The following is an 18,470-nucleotide window of genomic DNA, read 5'->3' as shown; positions in this document are numbered from 1 at the left end:
TACCAGAACTATGAGTAAAAAATTTCAGATTCAAACATCTCCTTTTATTGTTCCAACAACCGATGGAAAATTAATAGAGGAGCATTTTGGAAAGGCCACCGATGGTAATTCACAAATCAGCATTGCTCACATGATTGCTCCGCCTGGGTGGAGTGAACCTTTTCAAACTCCAGAATTTGATGAATATACTTATATCATTAAAGGGAAAAAGCAATTTATTATTGAAGGTGAAATTGTAGTGCTTACGGCGGGGCAATCAATAAAAATTGAAAAAAACACAAGAATCCAATATTCTAACCCATTTGATCAGGAATGTGAGTATATTGCAATTTGTCTTCCAGCTTTTACTATAGAAGCTGTGCATCGTGAAGATTAATGAAAGAAAAGTTTGAAAAATACCTACCCATTTTAATCGGAAGATATTTTCGGTTTTTGTTCTTTTTTACTCCCAAAAGAGCGGTTAGCAAAGCCTATATTTTATTTTGTTCGCCTAGAAAAGGCAAAGTATTACCAGAGCAAGAAGATTTTTTGGAAGATGCTGAAGATGAAATTGTTTTGGTTAACGATGTCGAAATCCAAACCTATCGTTGGCCTAGTATGGGAGAAACCATATTAATGATACATGGGTGGGAAAGCAATACTCATCGCTGGAAACGTATCATTAAAAAGTTACATAAGACAGGTTACAATGTCATTGCATTTGATGCTCCCGCACATGGAAATTCATCGGGCAAGATTTTAAACGTTCCTTTATATACAGAATGTCTTCAAAAAGTAATAGAATTATATAGACCTAATCACTTATTGGGCCACTCGGTTGGAGGTATGACTACCATTTATCATCAATCCATTTATCCAAACCAGGAAATAGAAAAATTGATCATTTTAGCACCGCCTTCAGATTTAGCCCGAATAATGAGAGGATATCAACGAATATTACGGCTATCTCCCAAGTTTATGAAAGTGCTGGATCAATATTTTAAAGACAAACATGGTTTTTATTTTGAAGAATTTTCGGCTTCAAATTTTGCCAAAAAACTCACACATAAAGGACTTTTGATTCATGACAAATATGATGATATCGCTCCATATAAAGAAGCAGAAGCAATTGGTGAAAACTGGTCAAATGCACAATTTATTACCACAGAAAATTATGGACATTCCCTATTTTTTGAAGAAGTTGATCATATGATTATAGATTTTTTGAACAAATAATCGTTTCTTAAAAAAAACGAATATCCAATAGGCTTATATATTCTTATTTACAAGCCTCAAAGTTGTAGTTTGTAATTCAATATTATAATTACCTTTGCACTGTGGAAAACACTAAACTTACCAGACTTAACAAATACCTTAGTGAAGTAGGATATTGTTCACGTAGAGAAGCCGACAAATTGATCGATCAAGGTCGGGTTACTATTAATGGCAATGTACCAGAAATGGGCACCAAAGTTGCTCCTGGCGATATTGTGCATGTAGATGGAGAGCAAATCAATCAACCCAAAGAGAAACATGTATACATGGCCTTTAACAAACCGGTAGGTATAGTTTGTACCACGGCACAAAACGAAAAAGACAATATTATTGATTTTATAAATTACCCTAAACGTATCTTCCCTATAGGTCGATTAGACAAACCAAGTGAAGGGCTTATTTTTCTTACCAGTGATGGTGATATTGTAAATAAAATATTGAGAGCTAGAAATAATCATGAGAAAGAATATGTGGTAACGGTAAACAAGTTAATCAATCCCCAATTCATAAAAAGAATGGGTAACGGAATTCCAATATTGGATACGGTTACTCGAAAATGTGAAGTCGAACAAATTAGTAAGTATACTTTTAGGATTGTTCTTACACAGGGGCTTAATCGACAAATTCGTAGGATGTGCGAGTATTTGGGATACGAAGTGGTAACTCTTAAGAGAATTAGGATTATGAATGTGTCTCTGGATGTCCCGGTTGGAAAATGGAGATATTTAACCCAAGAAGAGTTAAAAGTTATCAATACAGATGTTGGCGATTCAAGTAAAACTGAAGAAGCATCATTTATTGAAACCAAAAAAACAAGGCAAAGGAACACTGCGAGAAGAGAATCATCTAGACCAAGAAGTAAAAAACGTAGAGATCGTAGAAGTTAAATTTCTATTGTTAATTAAATCCTAATTTTAAATACCTATATCCCGCTAATACTTTCAAAATAAGTACATTAAACGTATTAATAAATTTTACTTTTATGATACGATCAATGTTTTTTCTGTTTTTTTTAGTTTTTTCATATGGTTGGGGGCAATATGAATATGAACCTTCAGAAGCTTATCCTTTTGGAAGACCAAATCCTAATGCACCAAAAGAAATCCTTGATTTTGATAACCTAATAGGTCTTTGTGATTGTATTTCAGAAACAAGAAATAAAGACCAAACCTGGGCAAAACCCAATAAAATGACCTGGGAATTTAAATACATAATGAACGGAATGGGCGTTCAAGATCAGACCCTAAAAGAAGACGGAAAACACTCTGGAAGCATAAGACAATTTATTCCAGACAGTAGTAAGTGGTATGTACATTATTATTCTTCGACCCTCCCCACCACAATCCTCTCTGCATGGGAAGGAAATAAAAAAGAAGACAAAATCATTCTATATCGTGAACAAAAAGCTCCTAACGGAATGGATGGTTTCTACAAAATTAACTTCTATGATATTACAAAGAATGGTTTTAAGTGGCTTGGAGAATGGGTAAATACCGATGAAACAATTTCTTTTCCCACTTGGAAGATTGACTGTAAAAAACGTAAAAACACGCAAAAACTAAGTGATGAAGAGCAAATTAAAGCAGCGACCAAAGCTTTTTCTGCTTCTTATCTAAAGCAAGACTTCGAGGCCATCGCAAAATCTTATACCGCCGATGCAAAAATATTCCCAAATAATACACCCATTATATCAGGATATGAGGCCATTAAAAAAAGATGGTCCAATACTGCGGGGTACACTCCTATTGCGCATGAAATTATACCCGAAGAAATTGTTATCCTTGGAGATACAGCACATGATTATGGAATTTATAAAGGAAAAAATAAAAAAGAAGACGGTACAGAAATATCTTATAAAGGAAAATACGTAGTCGTTTGGAGAAAAATAAACAACCAATGGAAGATGTATCTGGACATCTGGAATAGGATTAAAGAGTAGTTTTTATAAATGTTCGAAAAAATATGACAAATAATACATTATCGCCTTTTCATTTGGCAATACCCGTAGATGATCTACAAACAGCAAGAAGTTTTTATAATGAGATTCTAGAGTTAGAAGAAGGCAGAAGCAGCGACCATTGGGTAGATTTTAATTTCTTTGGGCACCAACTCGTTATTCATTACAAACCAAAACCAGACTTGAAAAAAAACCACACTAATCCCGTTGACGGAAAAGATGTACCTGTACCACATTTTGGAGTAATACTCGAATGGGAAATATGGCAAAAATTAGCAAAAAGACTATCTGAAAAAAGCATAGAATTTGTGATTGAACCCTATATAAGATTTCAAGGAGAAATTGGTGAGCAAGCTACAATGTTTTTTTATGATCCCTGCGGAAATGCCTTAGAGTTCAAGTCTTTTAAAGATATTCGTGAAATTTTTAGAAAATAAAATTATTTTTAACATAAAATAGTACGGTTTTAACGTAAAATTATGACTGTTAAAGCTTTTTTAGTATATTGAGATCCAATATTTAATAGCAAAATAGTCCTAAATACACCCTACTATGAAAAAAACTACTCTAATCGGGTTCACCCTACTCCTTTTCTCTATTCTCAGTTGTGGTGTCCCCCAAGCAGAATATGATAAACTAAAAAAAGAGAATGAAAATTTGAAAAAAGACCTGGCAGATTGCGAGTTGACACCCTCTCAACTCTTTGATCAAGCCAATTCTTATTATGACGAAGCAAATTATACAAGAAGCAGAGAACGCTTTCAAAAATTGATTGCAAAATACGCCAATTCTAATGAAGGCAAACAAGGAAGAAAGTTACTTAAAGAAGTAGAAAATAAACTACTAGAAACCGCAAGAGCCAATAGGAACAAAACTGAAGATAAAAATGAAGGCAAAGACGATTCTAGTCAAGCCAAGGAGGAGATAGAAAATACTGATACCAATAACAAGGCAATTACCAAGATGAAAGTAAAATATGACATTAACGATGATGTCACGTGGTACTCTGACCCTTCATCTGCTACGACAAATACAACAAGCTACATTCAAACTTACATAGGTCAAAGAGAAAAGAAACCTTGGATGGGATTGTCAATAAATTATTTCTCGAAGAAGAAATGGCTTCATCTAGAAAGAATTGAAATAACCGTAGATGGAGAAACCTTTGAAATCGAAGAAGAATCCCCCGGAGAATTTAAGGCTGCCAACATTTCTGATGGAAAAAGGGAATGGATTGATAGAATAGTTAAAAAAGAAGATCTAAGACTTACCGAAAAAATAGCTGCTAGTAAAACAGCCAAAATAAAATACGTTGGAGAAGATGATGTCTACACAAAAACAGTGAGCAAAACGGAAAAAAAGGCTATAAAAAATGTCTTAGACGCTTTTGAAGCATTAGGAGGAAATACAGATTGATCGTAACAGGCACTTAACATAATTTTTTTTTGAAATCATACTTTTTTAATTAGACAATCGTTAAAAAAATGATCTCGAGGTGAAATACCACAAAATTGTTAAAGATTTACTAAAAAATCTTCCTATATTCTGCCCCATAAAAATTGAACAAAAAAAGAATGGATTTTACCAACCCTTTGGTTTATGGAGTACCCTGTTTTTTGGGGTTAATTTTATTGGAACTCACTTATAGCAAAACGCACGATCATAAAAACAAAAATCTGTACGAGTGGAAAGATTTGGGTGCTAGTTTATTTATGGGTGTTGGTTCTGCACTACTGGCTCCTTTGATAAAAACCATTTCTGCTATTGTTATTTTCAACTATGTTTATGAATTTTTTAATCCGGAAGTGAACGGGATTCGTACAAATATTTTTGGATGGGAATCCTTTGGATACGCATGGTATGTTTGGTTGGCCTGTCAACTTTTAGATGATTTTACCTACTATTGGTTTCATCGACAAAACCATATGGTAAGAGCCTTATGGGCAGCTCATATTGTCCATCATTCATCCGATAATTTTAATCTGGGCACTGCCGTTAGAAATGGTTGGTTCACTATACTTTACAAACCTCTATTTTATATGTGGATTCCCGCTATAGGGTTTCCTCCAGAGATGGTTGTAGTATGTTTAGGAATAGAAGCTTTATGGCAATTTCAATTACATTCTGTTTATATTCCAAAAATGGGATTTATTGAAAAGATATTCAACACCCATACTATGCACCAAGTACATCATGCTAAAAACGTAGAGTATATGGATAAAAATCATGGTGGTTTTTTAAACATTTTTGACAAGATGTTTGGTACCTGGAAAGAACTTGATGAAAATATTGAAGTTGAATATGGAGTTACACACGCTCCAAACTCTTATAATCCTTGGGTGATTCTAACTCATGAGTATCGAGATATCTGGAACGACACCAAAAAATCTAAAAATTGGTATCATAAATTCATGTACGTATTTGGACCTCCAGGATGGAGTCATGACGGAAGCACACTTACTGTAAAACAAATGCAACGTGAACTTGAACTTAAGAAACAAAAAGCTTAACTTAGTTATCTTAATTTTAATCAAAACACTGCCAATTTCGTAATGAACTTTCAAGAAATTATAGACCTGCAACGGCAATTTTTCAATACAAATACTACCAAGAACATATCTTTTAGAATACAAGAGTTAAAACGATTAAAAGGCGTATTGAAAAAAAATGAAGCCGAGCTATATGAATCTATCTATAAAGACTTCAAAAAATCTGAATTTGAAACATATACCACTGAATTATCTATAATTTATCATGAAATCGATTTAGCGATTAAAAAGGTAAAAAAATGGGCTAGAAAGAAAAAAGCGTCAACAGGACTTACGAATCTTCCGGGCAAAAGTTATATAATCCCAGAGCCTTTCGGAACTGTGTTGGTTATAGGTGCCTGGAATTACCCTTATCAACTTTCTTTATGTCCTGCAATCGCTGCAATTGCGGCTGGCTGTACAGTTGTTCTTAAACCAAGTGAAGTTCCATCGCGTACTTCGGCTACTATGGAAAGATTAATTAATCAAAATTTTGATTCTTCATTTTTTAAAGTGATCGAAGGCGGTGTAAAAGAAACTACAGCGTTACTTGATATTAAGTTTGATAAAATATTCTTTACCGGTAGCGTACCTGTAGGAAAAATTATTTATCAAGCGGCAGCAAAACATCTCACTCCGGTCACTCTTGAACTTGGAGGAAAAAGCCCAGCTATTATTACCAAGGATATCAATATTGATATGACAGCCAAAAGATTAGTCTGGGGAAAATTTCTTAATGCCGGCCAAACATGTATAGCCCCAGATTATGTAATGGTAGAATCCAGCATTAAAGATGCATTCTTATCCGCTGTGAAAAAACACATTGATAAGTCTGATTATCATGTAGACAACGATAACTATACGCAGATTGTTAATGACAAAAATTTTGATCGACTGGTCGAGATGATCGAAGAAGAAAAGATTTATGTAGGCAGCACCGGTAATAAAGAAGAAAGGGTAATTCCACCTACCGTACTGCGAGATGTAGATTTTTCAGACAAAGTTATGCAAGATGAAATCTTTGGTCCCATTTTACCTGTACTTACGTTTGATACGATAGACGAAGCAATTAGTAAGGTTAAAAAACTTTCTAAACCGCTTTCTTGTTATATTTTTACCAAAAATAACGCCGTTCAAAAGAAAATATTAAACGAAATCTCATTTGGCGGAGGAGCTGTAAATGATGCTGTGATGCACTTTACCGAGCAAACCTTACCATTTGGAGGTGTAGGAGATAGTGGGATTGGCAACTACCATGGCAAGTTTGGATTCGAAACATTTTCCCATTACAAAAGCGTACTTCAGAAACCATTTTTGATAGAACCAAATTTGAAGTACCCCCCTTACAGCCCTACAAAGTTAAAATGGTTAAAACGAATTATTGGGTAATAAAACACTACATTTTAACAACACATATCAATAGAGAAAGTAAAACATAAATTGTTCTAAAAATACGTTAATTGTGAAATCAGAAAGCAAATAGTCTTTTCAAAAAACATATCTTTAAAATACAATTGTGCGCACATTTGAATCTGTTTTTTTCTATAAAAACACGGGATTATTGGTATACCAATAATTCTATAAATCTTAACTTTTAAAACCTAAAATCATGAAAAATTTTGAAAGACTTAAGCAGTCAAATTATCGTGCATTAGAACGTAAAGAGGCAAGCCTTATTAATGGCGGCGGAAATCCTTGTAATGCAATTAGAGCAAATTGTGCAGCCCGATGTGGAAACGATTACGATTGGTGTTTTCATACCTGTGTTAGCGATGCTGGGTGTCCGGTATAGAAACTAGAATAATTAAAAACGCATATTAACTTAAAGAGACATAACTGCATTTTAACAGTGCAATTTTGTCTCTTTATTTTTTTATATTCTAGGCAATCAATTTTGAAGTTTGTATGTTTTCTCGGCTAGTAGTTCCAAAATATACTGTTCCACTTCATCGGTTTCCCAAATATTTTCTATGTTTTCCATCTCCATTACTCGATCCATAATTGATGCTTGCTGATCGCCTGTTTTTAAGGCTTCTGCATAAGGTCTATGACTAAATGTAACTCTAGAATACAACGGCAGCCATTTATCTGGATGTTTTTCTGAGAAATGTTTTTCGATCTTTTTCCTCAACAGAAAATCAGGATCGGCCGTTTTACTGCTCATTTCAATAAAATTGCGATAAGAAAGCTCGGCAATGGCATCTGCATTAGGTTTTCTTGACTTTTGATAGGTCTCAAAAATATCCTGCCAATTATCTCTGCCAAGTTCATCAATAATTTCATCCAAGATTGAAATATCTTCAAACCCGGCATTCATACCCTGACCATAGAAAGGAACAATTGCATGCGCAGAATCTCCAACTAGAGCTACTTTATCCCAATAAGTCCAAGGATAGCATTTCATGGTAACCAAAGCACTAGTGGGGTTGTTTTTAAAATCACTTAACAATGTTGGCATAATCTTTATTGTATCAGGAAAATATTGTTCCCAAAAGCTCATTACCTCATCATCATTAGTAAGTTTTTCAAAAGAATTTTCTCCTTCATGAGGCATAAAAAGTGTGCACGTAAATGTGCCATCGAGATTTGGTAAGGCAATAAGCATGAACTTTCCTCTTGGCCAAATATGTAGAGAGTTTTTATCAAGTTTATGAGACCCATCAGGGTTGGCAGGTATTCCCAGTTCTTTATATCCCGTATCAAGGAATTTTTGAGAATAATTAAATCTACTTCTTCTTTGCATTTTATGTCTTACCCTTGAAAAAGCACCATCACATCCAAAAATCATATCATATTGATATTCTTTCCATTCACTTTTTTCTGTCTCGCCTGTATAGATTTTGGCCTCAGGTAAATTTACATCCCATACTTTCTCGTTAAACCTAAAAACGGCACCTGCATTTTCGGCTAAAGTTATCATCTCTTTGTTTAGTATTCCTCTGGGAATAGATGAAATAGCCTCTCCTTCTTTACCATAATATTGATGATAAATAGGCTCTCCTTGTACATGCATTGTTCTCTTATACATGGGAATAGCCAATTTCCTCACCTCATCCCCTATTCCTATTTTATCCAAGGTTTTCCATCCTCTTACGGACATAGCTAGATTAATTGAACGCCCGCTGAACTTGATTGTTCTAATATCGGGTCTTCTATCAAAAACCGTTACGTTATAATTACGTTTTCTAAGGTAAAGAGCTAACAGTGAACCTACGAGGCCACTTCCGACGATTGCAATATTTTTTGTTTGCATAGGGATATTGAGATTCTCACCCGCCAGAATAATACATAGAATCTTAAACATGATTCGAGCTTTAATGTATCTGGAGGGCCCGTTCGATTTCTTAAAAGAACGAATGCAAACATTAAAACCTTCGGTAAAAATAACAAATATTGCCGAATTATCCTTTTTTGGCCTTTATTGCAAACAGTAATGGATACAATTTGTCTCTGGTTTCAAACATTCTATTCTCATTTTCAATTAGGGCAGGAAATATTTTATAAGGCGATTGATCATATTCTTTAGCATATTCAATGGTCAGCCCTGCTTCAGACAAAGCAGTAATTACTTCTCCTAATCCATGATTCCATCCAAACTCTTTACTTATAATTTGAGAGTTTTCATTTGCATAAGTTCCTTCATATTCTTCATAAATCACTTCTTTTTGATGATACCCATATTTTATGATAGGTTCATTTTCAAGATAATCAAACATCCAAACAATTGGATGAAACTCCACAATATAAAAAACACCGCCAGGTTTCAGTCTTTCGGCTATCATCTTACCCCATGGTTTCAAATCAGGCAACCAGCCAATAACACCATAACTAGTAAATACAATATCAAACTTATCATTTATATATTTTGAAGTATCAAGGACATTACAACAAACAAAATTAGCATCCAGTCCCAATTCAAAATTTAATTGTGTCGCTAATTCAATTGCTTTGTCTGAAAGATCAACACCAGTGCACTTTGCTCCTTTTCGGCTCAAGCTTAGTGTGTCTTGTCCAAAATGACATTGCAAGTGTAATAACGATTTATTTGAAACATCACCCAATGCTTCAAGTTCATAATGATTTAATGAAGATTTACCTTTTTTGAAAGCATCCAAATCATAAAAGGTACTGGCGACATGTACGTCTACTTTTTCGTTCCAGGTTTTCTTATTGGTTTCGAAATATTTTTTGAATTCTTCAGACATCTTCGGCAGATTAATTAGTTTTGAAATAGTATACGCTTTTTTCTTCGACAAAAGATAAATATAAGACATAAATGAATCATTTTTCTTCAAACGATCTTGATAAAATGCCTTCAAGATATAGAGCAAACCTTATTAATAGTTGCACTGGTTATAAACCCTGTAATCTATTGGCTACCAAAAATCAAAATGGTAATACCAATGTTGCTATTTTTAACTCTGTTATTCACATTGGCAGCAATCCCGCAATGCTTGGTTTCATTTTAAGGCCGACAACAGTACCCCGAAATACTTATAAGAATATAAAAGACACGGGAGTTTTTACGGTAAATCAAGTTCCCAAACACATGATTAAGGATGCTCATCATACCGCTGCCAAATATGATGAGGATATTTCAGAGTTTGACCATACCAATCTTGAGGAGAAATATCGAGATGAATTTTATGCTCCCTATGTAAAAGGAAGCCCAATACAGTTGGGATGCAGTTATATTAATGAATATTTGATTAAAGAAAATGATACCATTTTAATCATTGGAAAAATTGAGCACTTGTATTTGGATAAAGAAATTATACACAATGATGGTTGGGTGCAACTTGACAAATCGGAAACCGTTTCCTGTATAGGATTGGATGGTTATGCACTACCAACTTTATTAGATCGTTTTGAGTATGCAAAACCAAACAACGAAACCAAATCGCTTTTGAAGAATTCTTAGAATCATTAAAGTCTCACAATATCATACTTTGAAATTAAATTTTATCAAAACCTTAAGAATTGTAGTATTTATAAGTGTTGCAAGGTGGGTTTTAATTAAGTAATTTTAGTGAGATGAAACTCACTCCACATAATCTTCAAGAAATACCAGAATTTACAAATGTTCCAATTCAACAATTACAATGGTTGATTGACAAGTCCGAAATTCAAACATTCAAACAAGGAGAATTTGTCTTTAAGAAAGGAGACTCCATTGATCAATTATCTATTGTTCTGAAAGGGAAAATAGCCATAAAGTTCGAACAAAATGGAAATTATAAAGTTGTTGGTGAAATTACGAAAAACGGAATCGCAGGATTACTACCTTTTTCCAGAATGAGCTCTGCCATGGGATATGGAGAAATAATGGAGGATGCCGAAGTTTTATTTCTTGATAGATCAATGTTTAGAGAAATGGTTGCGAATCATTATGAACTCACTGAAAGTCTAGTGCACCATATGACCTCAAGAGTGAGGGAGTTTACCAAAAACAATGTGCAATCAGAAAAAATGATGGCCCTGGGTAAGCTTTCTGCTGGATTGGCTCATGAGCTTAATAATCCGGCTTCGGCTATGTTACGCAGTGCCAAGGCACTAAAAGAACATCTTGGTAATGTGCCTGAAAAGTTTAAACGAATTATCTCAATACGTGCTTCAGAACAAGAGGTAAACACCATAAACAATGTGCTTTTTGATAGAATTAACCATCGTCCTGAAAATAACATGAAACTCACCGAACGTAATGAGAAAGAAGATGAACTTGAAGAGTGGTTAGAAGATCAAGGCGTCGACAATGCCTTTGAGCTTACAGAAACTCTTCTTGATTTTTGTATGGATGTCCCCGTAATGAAAGAAATACATAAGGCAACTGGAAAAGAAAATTTCCCACATGCTATCGAATGGATAGAAAATGTATTAACTACAGAAAAGATGGTTGATGAAATAGGCGAGGCATCCAATAGAATTTCGAACCTGGTACAATCTATAAAAAGTTATACCCATATGGACCGTGCCCCAGAAAAAGTTGCTACCGATATTCATACGGGCATCAAGAGCACACTGACTATGCTTAACCATAAGTTAAAAAAGAAAAATATTTCCGTAGAAAAAAACTTTACCCTTCAGCTTCCCGAACCCAAAATATTTGTAAGTGAAATTAATCAGGTATGGACCAATTTGATTGATAATGCTATTGATGCTATGGAACATTCTGGAGTATTAAAAATTGAAACCAGTCAAGACAAAAGCTTCATAAAAATTAACATTACAGACAACGGAAAAGGAATCCCCGAAGCTAATATTAATCACATTTTTGATCCATTTTTCACCACAAAAGGTATTGGCGAGGGCACCGGTATGGGTTTGGAAGTAGTACAACGAATTATTAACCAACATAATGGCGACATAAAGGTGGTATCAAGACCTGGAGAAACCACCTTCACCGTATGTTTACCTATTAACTAAGAATGAAAAAAATCACAGATATACAAGGCTCATTTCTATTAAATAATGGAGTTAAAATGCCGTATCTTGGGCTTGGTGTATACCTTGCAGATAATGACAGCGAAGTAATCAATGCAGTTCAATGGGCATTGGATGCTGGTTATCGTCATATCGATACAGCAAGTATTTATAAAAATGAAGAAGGAGTCGGTAAAGCCATTCGAACTGCCGCGATCCACAGAGACGATGTTTTTGTGGTAAGCAAAGTATGGAATTCGGATCAAGGTTATAATAGCACATTGACGGCTTTTGAAGAAACCCTCAACCGATTACAATTAGACTATCTTGATCTCTATTTAATACATTGGCCAGTAAAAGGCAAATACAATGACACTTGGAAAGCATTAGAAAAATTGTATCGTGAAAAACGTATAAGAGCTATCGGTGTTAGCAATTTCATGAAGCACCATCTACAGGATCTCATATCGCAATCAGAAATTGTACCTATGGTAAATCAAATGGAGTTTCATCCACGACTCATTCAACAAGATTTAATTGATTTTTGTAATAAAAAAAATATTCAATATGAAGCATGGTCGCCGATGATGCAAGGAAAAATTTTCTCTTTATCAATACTGGATAATCTGGCAAAAAAATATAGTAAAACTGTAGCTCAAATTGTATTGCGATGGAATCTTCAGAAAGGAGTAATCACGATACCAAAATCTGTCAAAAAAGAACGTATTATTTCTAATGCCAATCTTTTTGATTTTGAATTATCAAATGAAGATATGAATTATATCGATACACTAGATAAAAATCAACGAATAGGTCCAGATCCCGATAATTTTAATTTTTAGTAGGTATGAAGAAACCAATCATTTTTGCACTCGATGATGATACTCAAGTTCTAAGAGCTGTAACAAGAGACCTTAAATCTAAATACCGTAAGGAGTACCGAGTCATGAGTACCGAATCGGCTAATGATGCTTTGGAGGCACTTATAGATTTGAAAAAGAAAAGTGAAGTTGTAGCTTTATTTCTTGTAGATCAGCGTATGCCCGAAATGCTGGGAGTAGAATTTTTGAGTGAAGCCAAAAAACACTTCCCAGCGGCAAAAAAAGTACTGCTAACCGCTTATTCTGATACCGATGCTGCTATCAAAGCAATCAATGATGTGCAGCTTGATTATTATCTTACCAAACCCTGGAATCCACCTGAAGAAAAATTATACCCGACCCTGAATGACCTGTTAGATGCTTGGCAATTAGATTTTCAACCAGAATTTGATGGTATAAAAGTTATAGGGTACCAATTTTCACCAAAATCTCATGATATCAAAGATTTTCTATCGGGAAACCTATTTCCTTTTCAATGGCTCGATGCAGAGACAAGCGCAAAAGCAAAAGAACTTATCGAGTTACACGAGCTTGAAACCACCGATATGCCAGTTGTCTCATTACAGGATGGGAATTGCTTCAAAAACCCCGAAATTATAGAACTTGCAACGGCTTTGGGGTTAAACGCACACCCAAAAGATAACTTGTATGACGTTGTAATTATTGGAGCCGGACCTTCAGGATTGGCGGCTGCCGTTTATGGAGGGTCAGAAGGGCTCAAAACATTATTAATCGAAAAACATGCCCCAGGCGGACAAGCAGGTACCAGTTCGAGAATAGAAAATTACTTAGGATTTCCTAATGGTTTAAGTGGTCAGGAGTTAACCCATCGAGCCATTACTCAAGCGAAAAGGTTTGGAATAGAATTCTTATCTCCTCAAGAAGTTACTTCAATTTCAGAAAAAGACGGCTATAAAAGTATTATGCTTGGTAACGGGGAGTGTATTAGCACCAAAAGTGTGGTTATCACGACAGGTGTAAACTATAGGAAACTTGAAGCTGAAGGTATTGATAATTATACAGGAGCAGGTATTTATTATGGCTCATCAATGACCGAAGCGCAAGCATGTAGCAATAAAGAAGTCTATATTGTTGGAGGAGGTAATTCTGCAGGGCAATCTGCAGTTTATCTTTCAAAATTTGCCAAAAATGTATATATAGTAGTTCGAAAAAAAGATTTAAGCAGTAGCATGTCTAGCTACCTTATCGATCAAATTAATGATATCGATAATATCACATTGTTAGGCCATACAAATATCACCAAAGCAACCGGCGAAAATGAGCGTCTCACTCAATTAGAGCTTACCAATAGTGAAACCTCAGAAATCAAAACAGTGCCAGCAGACGCACTATTTATTTTTATAGGGGCACGACCATATACCGACTGGATTCAATTAAATATTATCAAAAATGAAAGAGGTTTTATCGAAACAGGCAGGGATCTTTCACGATATGATAACTTCAGAAAGATATGGAAAAAAGAAAGAGAACCCTTCTTACTAGAAACATGTAGCCCGGGAATATTTGCATCAGGAGATGTACGCGCTGGGGCTATGAACAGAGTAGCTTCTGCAGTAGGTGAAGGTGCTATGGCAATAAAATTTGTTCATGAGTATCTGGCTGAAATTTAACCTGAAAACAACTTCTTTATGAAACTAAGGCCTAAAGTATGCGAACATCTCGAAAATTTTGATGCTAAGGCGATCAAAAAAGATACCAGTTACCAATGCTCCGAATGCATAAAAACAGGTAATACATGGGTACATTTACGTACATGCCAAGAATGCGGAGTTACACTATGCTGTGATTCTTCGCCAAATAAACATGCTAGTAAACATTATGAGACGCACAAAGAACATAGTATTGTTATTTCTGCCGAACCTAATGAGCGTTGGGCATGGTGTTATGAACACAAATCCTTTATTGAATATTAAAAAACATCTGTAGTTATGAAAAGGTTATCTCTATTGATATTATTATTTATGTCGGTATCATTATTTGCTCAAGATAAAAGCGATTGGAAACTTATTTACCATAATGACAAAGATGGAAAAACAATTGAAGGAAAAATAACTCATCTGATTGAGGCGGTAAGACAAGGAAAAAAAATACGTATTTATTGGTCCTCACAAAGAAAAAACGATACTACCAAAAAGGTTGAACATTTTGCTGAAGCAAAATTCTTAACCGTCTTAAGCGATACCATTGTATTTGCTCAAATTGACCCTATTATTGGACAAACACCAAGCTTCGAAAAACAAACCATTCAGTTAAAAGAAAATCTTGAATGGTCATTAATTGCAGCAAGTAACGGTAAATCTGATACCATGATGCGAAATGTAATTACCGGAGAAATTATTGGCCATGGTCAAGGTAAATTTGGTATTAAATGGTTTATTAAAGAGTAAACTACCTCAGGGCAAACTTTGGGACATTTAAATCTCGATTATCGAGTAAAATCAAAACTTTTTTGTTAAAATATTTCCGCAAGTATATACTTGCATAAATTAAATCATGGAGACAAGAAGAGATGTTTTTCAAGCTATTGCCGATCCCACAAGACGAAAGATCATTGGCCTATTAGCTCGGCAAAGTATGAATCTTAATAGGATTTCAGATAATTTTGAAATGAGCAGGCAGGCGGTATCCCTGCATATCAAAATTCTTCAAGAGTGCAATCTTATTACCATTAGAAAATATGGGCGAGAAAGAATATGCGAAGCAAAACTCGAAAATCTTAACGAAGTACACCAATGGACAGAACAATTTGGCATCTTCTGGTCCCAAAAGCTGAAAGCTCTTAAACACGTTGTAGAATATACTTCTACGGAACCACCTAAAACTAGTAAAAACAGACCTATAGACCCACCAAAAAGAAACAAGTAATTATGAAAGCAGTAGTTGTTGAAGAAATTTACAATGCCTCTATCGAAATGGTATGGAAAGCATTAACAGACAAAGAAGAAATGAAAAAATGGTATTTTGATCTATCAGAGTTTAAACCCAAAGTTGGTTTCGAATTTCAATTTACCGGCCAGGGCGTAAAAGGCGACAATTATTTACATTTATGCAAAATCACTGAGGTAATTCCTCTTGAAAAACTTCAATATAGCTGGCAATATGAAAACTTAGAAGGATATTCCCTTGTGACTTTTGAGTTGTTTGAAGAAGAAAATAAAACTCGTTTAAAACTTACGCATTCTGGTATTGAAACCTTTCCACAAAATAATAGTGACTTTGATATTAAAAATTTCGAAGGAGGGTGGGCAGAACTACTTACAAAACTTTTAAAGAAACAGCTAAGAGCTCTATAAAACACTTGTCCTGCAAAGTTCAATTTTTATAACCTTGCAGGACATAGTCTTAAACCGTTTCTTCTTCTTTGGCTCTCGTCTTTGCGAAACTTTCGATCATATCGGGTACTTTTTCAAATAAAGCAGCCAATCCTCTTGTTTTTCCAGCTGCCAAGAATGATATTTCGTCCCCTTTAGTAACCAAAAAACCGATAGGTTCTATTCCCACTCCGGCCCCTGCCCCAACTCCTTGTCCTTTTCGAACTTTTGATTCAGAACCTTCTCCGCCTCCTGAACCAAATCCCATACCTACTCTAATAACAGGTACACATTTAAATTCTCCCAGGTCGAATGGCTCTCCAACAACAGTTTCTGTCTTTGCTTCACTTTTTATAAAATCAGTGATTTGTCCTAATAATTCTTCAAAATGTAATTCCATGATCGTGTATTTATTGGTTTATGAATGATTTAATAATATGTATTGGCCTACAATACATTTGTAATACCAATTGATTTCTATCTTCAAAATTGATATTAAATGCCTCTGTATTGTAATTTAGAAATCCTACCAGGGGATATAATTTTGCATTAAAAACATTATCTCCTGTATCTATATCAAGGACCAAATGCTTTATCTTAAATGATCGTAAGACAGCTATTATTTTCCTAAAAGAAAATCTTTTATTGTTCTTTTTTCTCGGTTTCCTTCCCGTCTTCTTCTTTTTGGTATTAGAATGTATCCCTTTGAGTGGATAGAAATAGAAGGTCCAAAGAAAAATTTTAAGTTTGATTCGAAGTATTTCTTTGACATGTTCTTCGATACTGGCTTTTACTACACCTTGTAACCGTATTTCATATTGACCCTTTTCTGTATTTATAGTTACTACAATTGGAGTTAGCAACATATATAAAACAATCAACAAAAACACGATAAAGAACAATGCAATCCACATGATCCGGTTTTTCTGCGAAAGAAGTTCAAAAACAAAAGAATAACTATGATAATTATCATGCAAAAGCAAATGATTGTGTTAATTTTTCACAAATACCATGTTCTTAAAATTGATTACTTTCAAAAAACTATTTTTTATTAAGTTTCTTTTCAAATCTGCATTACAATCGTAATTATGTTTTCTTTAATTTAACTTCTATAGCTCCATAGATCTCCAATTCATAACCCTCATCTCGAGCTTTTAAGATCATATCTTTTACGATATTCTTCTCGTGTTTTAGTTCAGAGATTCGTTTTGCAGAATGTAAATTGGTTTTATCAGCTCCTTGTTGTATTTGCAACATTTGAAGGTTATGAAATTTTATCTTGTTAGCAATTAAAGAAAACAAAACATCGGCAGCTTCAATTGCAGAAAAAGTACCTTCAATAAGTTTAATATGTCTTTCTTTACTTTTCATAGTATCTAATAATTTTATGTTAGTACTAAAAAGATTTATCAAAAATCATACTAACACCTATCATGTATTATTTATATTTATAATGCTTTTTATAAGTTTATTTTATTAATTACCCAAAAGGACAAAAAAGAATAATGAACTATTTACTTACCGGGCAAGAAACCGAAAGGTTAAAATTTAGGCTTCTAAAACCCAGTGACTTTGATGTTTGGGTAGATTTATTTAAAGAAAAGAATGTGGCTAATTTTTTGGAGATGGATCCCTCACTTTCTCCAGTTGAACTATGCCAAGTCTGGTTTGATAAATCCTTCAACAGATATGAAAAAAAATTGGGAGGCATGAACGTATTAATTAACAAAAGTACCAATGAATTTGTTGGACAATCTGGGTTACTCGTTCAAACTATTGAAGAAATTGATCGATTAGAGGTTGGATATTCTATCCTTCCAAAATTCTGGAACAAAGGGTACGCATATGAAGCGGCTTCAAAGTGTAAAAATTATGCTTTTGAGAATAACTATGCAGATTCTCTAATCTCTGTGATACATATTGACAATATAGGTTCTGAAAAAGTAGCCCTTAGAAACGGCATGAAATTCGAACGAAAGCTTGATCCTCAATTTAATATTTTTAGTATTGACAAAGAAGATTGGAATAAATAAAAATTAACAGTAACTATTTACAATTCTTTATAGTTAAGTTAATACAATATTATGGGTCATTTTGT

The 18,470-nt window shown here is 34.3% G+C and carries 23 protein-coding genes; 18 read left to right on the top strand and 5 right to left on the bottom strand.

Annotated features, from left to right (window positions below; translation table 11 throughout):
• Window positions 1-10 precede the first annotated feature (10 nt).
• The 9 genes from U6A24_RS15040 to U6A24_RS15000 all read left to right on the top strand — a co-directional run bounded on the left by U6A24_RS15040 (window position 11) and on the right by U6A24_RS15000 (window position 7,531).
• Window positions 11-376, top strand: coding sequence for a cupin domain-containing protein (locus U6A24_RS15040; RefSeq protein WP_324180817.1), 366 nt, complete (start codon window positions 11-13; stop codon window positions 374-376).
• A complete protein-coding gene (locus U6A24_RS15035; protein ID WP_324180816.1) occupies window positions 376-1,215 on the top strand; it encodes an alpha/beta fold hydrolase in 840 nt (279 codons plus the stop codon). The genes U6A24_RS15040 and U6A24_RS15035 overlap by 1 nt, the downstream gene beginning before the upstream one ends.
• A gap of 101 nt (window positions 1,216-1,316) precedes the next feature.
• Window positions 1,317-2,141 carry a 23S rRNA pseudouridine(2604) synthase RluF gene (gene rluF, locus U6A24_RS15030; RefSeq protein ID WP_324180815.1) on the top strand — a complete coding sequence of 275 codons (825 nt, stop codon included), beginning with the start codon at window positions 1,317-1,319 and terminating at the stop codon, window positions 2,139-2,141.
• A gap of 95 nt (window positions 2,142-2,236) precedes the next feature.
• A complete protein-coding gene (locus U6A24_RS15025; RefSeq protein WP_324180814.1) occupies window positions 2,237-3,193 on the top strand; it encodes a YybH family protein in 957 nt (318 codons plus the stop codon).
• A gap of 23 nt (window positions 3,194-3,216) precedes the next feature.
• Window positions 3,217-3,648: a VOC family protein gene (locus tag U6A24_RS15020; RefSeq protein ID WP_324180813.1), complete on the top strand. Its 432-nt coding sequence runs from the start codon at window positions 3,217-3,219 to the stop codon at window positions 3,646-3,648.
• 115 nt (window positions 3,649-3,763) lie between these two features.
• Window positions 3,764-4,627, top strand: coding sequence for an outer membrane protein assembly factor BamD (locus U6A24_RS15015; protein ID WP_324180812.1), 864 nt, complete (start codon window positions 3,764-3,766; stop codon window positions 4,625-4,627).
• Between the two features lie 158 nt (window positions 4,628-4,785).
• The gene (locus tag U6A24_RS15010; RefSeq protein WP_324180811.1) at window positions 4,786-5,721 is read left to right on the top strand and encodes a sterol desaturase family protein; all 936 of its coding nucleotides are present in this window, start codon (window positions 4,786-4,788) and stop codon (window positions 5,719-5,721) included.
• Window positions 5,722-5,763: 42 nt separating this feature from the next.
• Entirely contained in the window at window positions 5,764-7,128 is a 1,365-nt protein-coding gene (locus U6A24_RS15005) for an aldehyde dehydrogenase (RefSeq protein WP_324180810.1), read from the top strand.
• Window positions 7,129-7,348: 220 nt separating this feature from the next.
• Window positions 7,349-7,531, top strand: coding sequence for a hypothetical protein (locus tag U6A24_RS15000; protein ID WP_324180809.1), 183 nt, complete (start codon window positions 7,349-7,351; stop codon window positions 7,529-7,531).
• Between the two features lie 96 nt (window positions 7,532-7,627).
• Here the strand turns inward: U6A24_RS15000 and U6A24_RS14995 are convergent, their stop codons facing one another.
• Window positions 7,628-8,992 carry an FAD-dependent oxidoreductase gene (locus tag U6A24_RS14995; RefSeq protein WP_324181135.1) on the bottom strand — a complete coding sequence of 455 codons (1,365 nt, stop codon included), beginning with the start codon at window positions 8,990-8,992 and terminating at the stop codon, window positions 7,628-7,630.
• Between the two features lie 148 nt (window positions 8,993-9,140).
• A complete protein-coding gene (locus U6A24_RS14990) occupies window positions 9,141-9,944 on the bottom strand; it encodes a class I SAM-dependent methyltransferase (RefSeq protein ID WP_324181134.1) in 804 nt (267 codons plus the stop codon).
• A 71-nt stretch (window positions 9,945-10,015) separates the two neighbouring features.
• Here U6A24_RS14990 and U6A24_RS14985 point away from each other — a divergent pair, with 71 nt between their 5' ends.
• The 8 genes from U6A24_RS14985 (at window position 10,016) to U6A24_RS14950 (ending at window position 16,354) form a co-directional block, all read left to right on the top strand.
• Window positions 10,016-10,660: a flavin reductase family protein gene (locus U6A24_RS14985; protein ID WP_324180808.1), complete on the top strand. Its 645-nt coding sequence runs from the start codon at window positions 10,016-10,018 to the stop codon at window positions 10,658-10,660.
• Window positions 10,661-10,773: 113 nt separating this feature from the next.
• Window positions 10,774-12,162 (top strand): ATP-binding protein, encoded by a 1,389-nt coding sequence (locus tag U6A24_RS14980; RefSeq protein WP_324180807.1) that lies wholly within the window; start codon window positions 10,774-10,776, stop codon window positions 12,160-12,162.
• Window positions 12,163-12,164: 2 nt separating this feature from the next.
• A complete protein-coding gene (locus tag U6A24_RS14975; RefSeq protein WP_324180806.1) occupies window positions 12,165-13,001 on the top strand; it encodes an aldo/keto reductase in 837 nt (278 codons plus the stop codon).
• Between the two features lie 5 nt (window positions 13,002-13,006).
• On the top strand, window positions 13,007-14,671 hold the full coding sequence (locus U6A24_RS14970) for an FAD-dependent oxidoreductase (RefSeq protein ID WP_324180805.1): 1,665 nt from the start codon (window positions 13,007-13,009) through the stop codon (window positions 14,669-14,671).
• An 18-nt stretch (window positions 14,672-14,689) separates the two neighbouring features.
• Entirely contained in the window at window positions 14,690-14,974 is a 285-nt protein-coding gene (locus U6A24_RS14965; protein WP_324180804.1) for a UBP-type zinc finger domain-containing protein, read from the top strand.
• A 15-nt stretch (window positions 14,975-14,989) separates the two neighbouring features.
• Window positions 14,990-15,448 carry a hypothetical protein gene (locus U6A24_RS14960; RefSeq protein WP_324180803.1) on the top strand — a complete coding sequence of 153 codons (459 nt, stop codon included), beginning with the start codon at window positions 14,990-14,992 and terminating at the stop codon, window positions 15,446-15,448.
• Window positions 15,449-15,554: 106 nt separating this feature from the next.
• Window positions 15,555-15,926 (top strand): ArsR/SmtB family transcription factor, encoded by a 372-nt coding sequence (locus U6A24_RS14955; RefSeq protein ID WP_324180802.1) that lies wholly within the window; start codon window positions 15,555-15,557, stop codon window positions 15,924-15,926.
• A 2-nt stretch (window positions 15,927-15,928) separates the two neighbouring features.
• A complete protein-coding gene (locus U6A24_RS14950) occupies window positions 15,929-16,354 on the top strand; it encodes an SRPBCC family protein (RefSeq protein WP_324180801.1) in 426 nt (141 codons plus the stop codon).
• 49 nt (window positions 16,355-16,403) lie between these two features.
• Here U6A24_RS14950 and U6A24_RS14945 read toward each other — a convergent pair whose 3' ends face one another.
• From U6A24_RS14945 to U6A24_RS14935, 3 genes are all read right to left on the bottom strand, one after another.
• Window positions 16,404-16,772, bottom strand: coding sequence for a GerW family sporulation protein (locus U6A24_RS14945; RefSeq protein ID WP_324180800.1), 369 nt, complete (start codon window positions 16,770-16,772; stop codon window positions 16,404-16,406).
• A 10-nt stretch (window positions 16,773-16,782) separates the two neighbouring features.
• The gene (locus U6A24_RS14940; protein ID WP_324180799.1) at window positions 16,783-17,286 is read right to left on the bottom strand and encodes a hypothetical protein; all 504 of its coding nucleotides are present in this window, start codon (window positions 17,284-17,286) and stop codon (window positions 16,783-16,785) included.
• Window positions 17,287-17,458: 172 nt separating this feature from the next.
• On the bottom strand, window positions 17,459-17,743 hold the full coding sequence (locus U6A24_RS14935; protein ID WP_324180798.1) for a hypothetical protein: 285 nt from the start codon (window positions 17,741-17,743) through the stop codon (window positions 17,459-17,461).
• A gap of 134 nt (window positions 17,744-17,877) precedes the next feature.
• On the opposite strand from U6A24_RS14935, the gene U6A24_RS14930 reads away from it, so the two are divergent.
• On the top strand, window positions 17,878-18,405 hold the full coding sequence (locus U6A24_RS14930; protein ID WP_324180797.1) for a GNAT family N-acetyltransferase: 528 nt from the start codon (window positions 17,878-17,880) through the stop codon (window positions 18,403-18,405).
• Window positions 18,406-18,470: the final 65 nt, after the last annotated feature.

Origin of the sequence: Aquimarina gracilis (assembly GCF_035285365.1) — a bacterium.
Lineage (GTDB): Bacteria > Bacteroidota > Bacteroidia > Flavobacteriales > Flavobacteriaceae > Aquimarina > Aquimarina gracilis.
Note: the sequence above shows the minus strand (reverse complement) of the source record. Positions and strands in the feature narration are given on the sequence as shown.

Bases quoted from the DNA above. Each gene is read 5' to 3' on its own strand.
- U6A24_RS14930 (WP_324180797.1), top strand. From the start codon at position 17,878: ATGAACTATTTACTTACCGGGCAAGAAACCGAAAGGTTAAAATTTAGG.
- U6A24_RS14940 (WP_324180799.1), bottom strand. From the start codon at position 17,286: ATGTGGATTGCATTGTTCTTTATCGTGTTTTTGTTGATTGTTTTATAT.
- U6A24_RS14990 (WP_324181134.1), bottom strand. From the start codon at position 9,944: ATGTCTGAAGAATTCAAAAAATATTTCGAAACCAATAAGAAAACCTGG.
- U6A24_RS14945 (WP_324180800.1), bottom strand. From the start codon at position 16,772: ATGGAATTACATTTTGAAGAATTATTAGGACAAATCACTGATTTTATA.
- U6A24_RS15035 (WP_324180816.1), top strand. From the start codon at position 376: ATGAAAGAAAAGTTTGAAAAATACCTACCCATTTTAATCGGAAGATAT.
- U6A24_RS15010 (WP_324180811.1), top strand. From the start codon at position 4,786: ATGGATTTTACCAACCCTTTGGTTTATGGAGTACCCTGTTTTTTGGGG.
- U6A24_RS15040 (WP_324180817.1), top strand. From the start codon at position 11: ATGAGTAAAAAATTTCAGATTCAAACATCTCCTTTTATTGTTCCAACA.
- U6A24_RS14965 (WP_324180804.1), top strand. From the start codon at position 14,690: ATGAAACTAAGGCCTAAAGTATGCGAACATCTCGAAAATTTTGATGCT.
- U6A24_RS15005 (WP_324180810.1), top strand. From the start codon at position 5,764: ATGAACTTTCAAGAAATTATAGACCTGCAACGGCAATTTTTCAATACA.
- U6A24_RS14985 (WP_324180808.1), top strand. From the start codon at position 10,016: ATGAATCATTTTTCTTCAAACGATCTTGATAAAATGCCTTCAAGATAT.
- U6A24_RS14980 (WP_324180807.1), top strand. From the start codon at position 10,774: ATGAAACTCACTCCACATAATCTTCAAGAAATACCAGAATTTACAAAT.
- U6A24_RS15015 (WP_324180812.1), top strand. From the start codon at position 3,764: ATGAAAAAAACTACTCTAATCGGGTTCACCCTACTCCTTTTCTCTATT.
- U6A24_RS14975 (WP_324180806.1), top strand. From the start codon at position 12,165: ATGAAAAAAATCACAGATATACAAGGCTCATTTCTATTAAATAATGGA.
- U6A24_RS14960 (WP_324180803.1), top strand. From the start codon at position 14,990: ATGAAAAGGTTATCTCTATTGATATTATTATTTATGTCGGTATCATTA.
- U6A24_RS14970 (WP_324180805.1), top strand. From the start codon at position 13,007: ATGAAGAAACCAATCATTTTTGCACTCGATGATGATACTCAAGTTCTA.
- U6A24_RS14935 (WP_324180798.1), bottom strand. From the start codon at position 17,743: ATGAAAAGTAAAGAAAGACATATTAAACTTATTGAAGGTACTTTTTCT.
- U6A24_RS15025 (WP_324180814.1), top strand. From the start codon at position 2,237: ATGATACGATCAATGTTTTTTCTGTTTTTTTTAGTTTTTTCATATGGT.
- U6A24_RS14995 (WP_324181135.1), bottom strand. From the start codon at position 8,992: ATGCAAACAAAAAATATTGCAATCGTCGGAAGTGGCCTCGTAGGTTCA.
- U6A24_RS14955 (WP_324180802.1), top strand. From the start codon at position 15,555: ATGGAGACAAGAAGAGATGTTTTTCAAGCTATTGCCGATCCCACAAGA.
- U6A24_RS14950 (WP_324180801.1), top strand. From the start codon at position 15,929: ATGAAAGCAGTAGTTGTTGAAGAAATTTACAATGCCTCTATCGAAATG.
- U6A24_RS15000 (WP_324180809.1), top strand. From the start codon at position 7,349: ATGAAAAATTTTGAAAGACTTAAGCAGTCAAATTATCGTGCATTAGAA.
- U6A24_RS15020 (WP_324180813.1), top strand. From the start codon at position 3,217: ATGACAAATAATACATTATCGCCTTTTCATTTGGCAATACCCGTAGAT.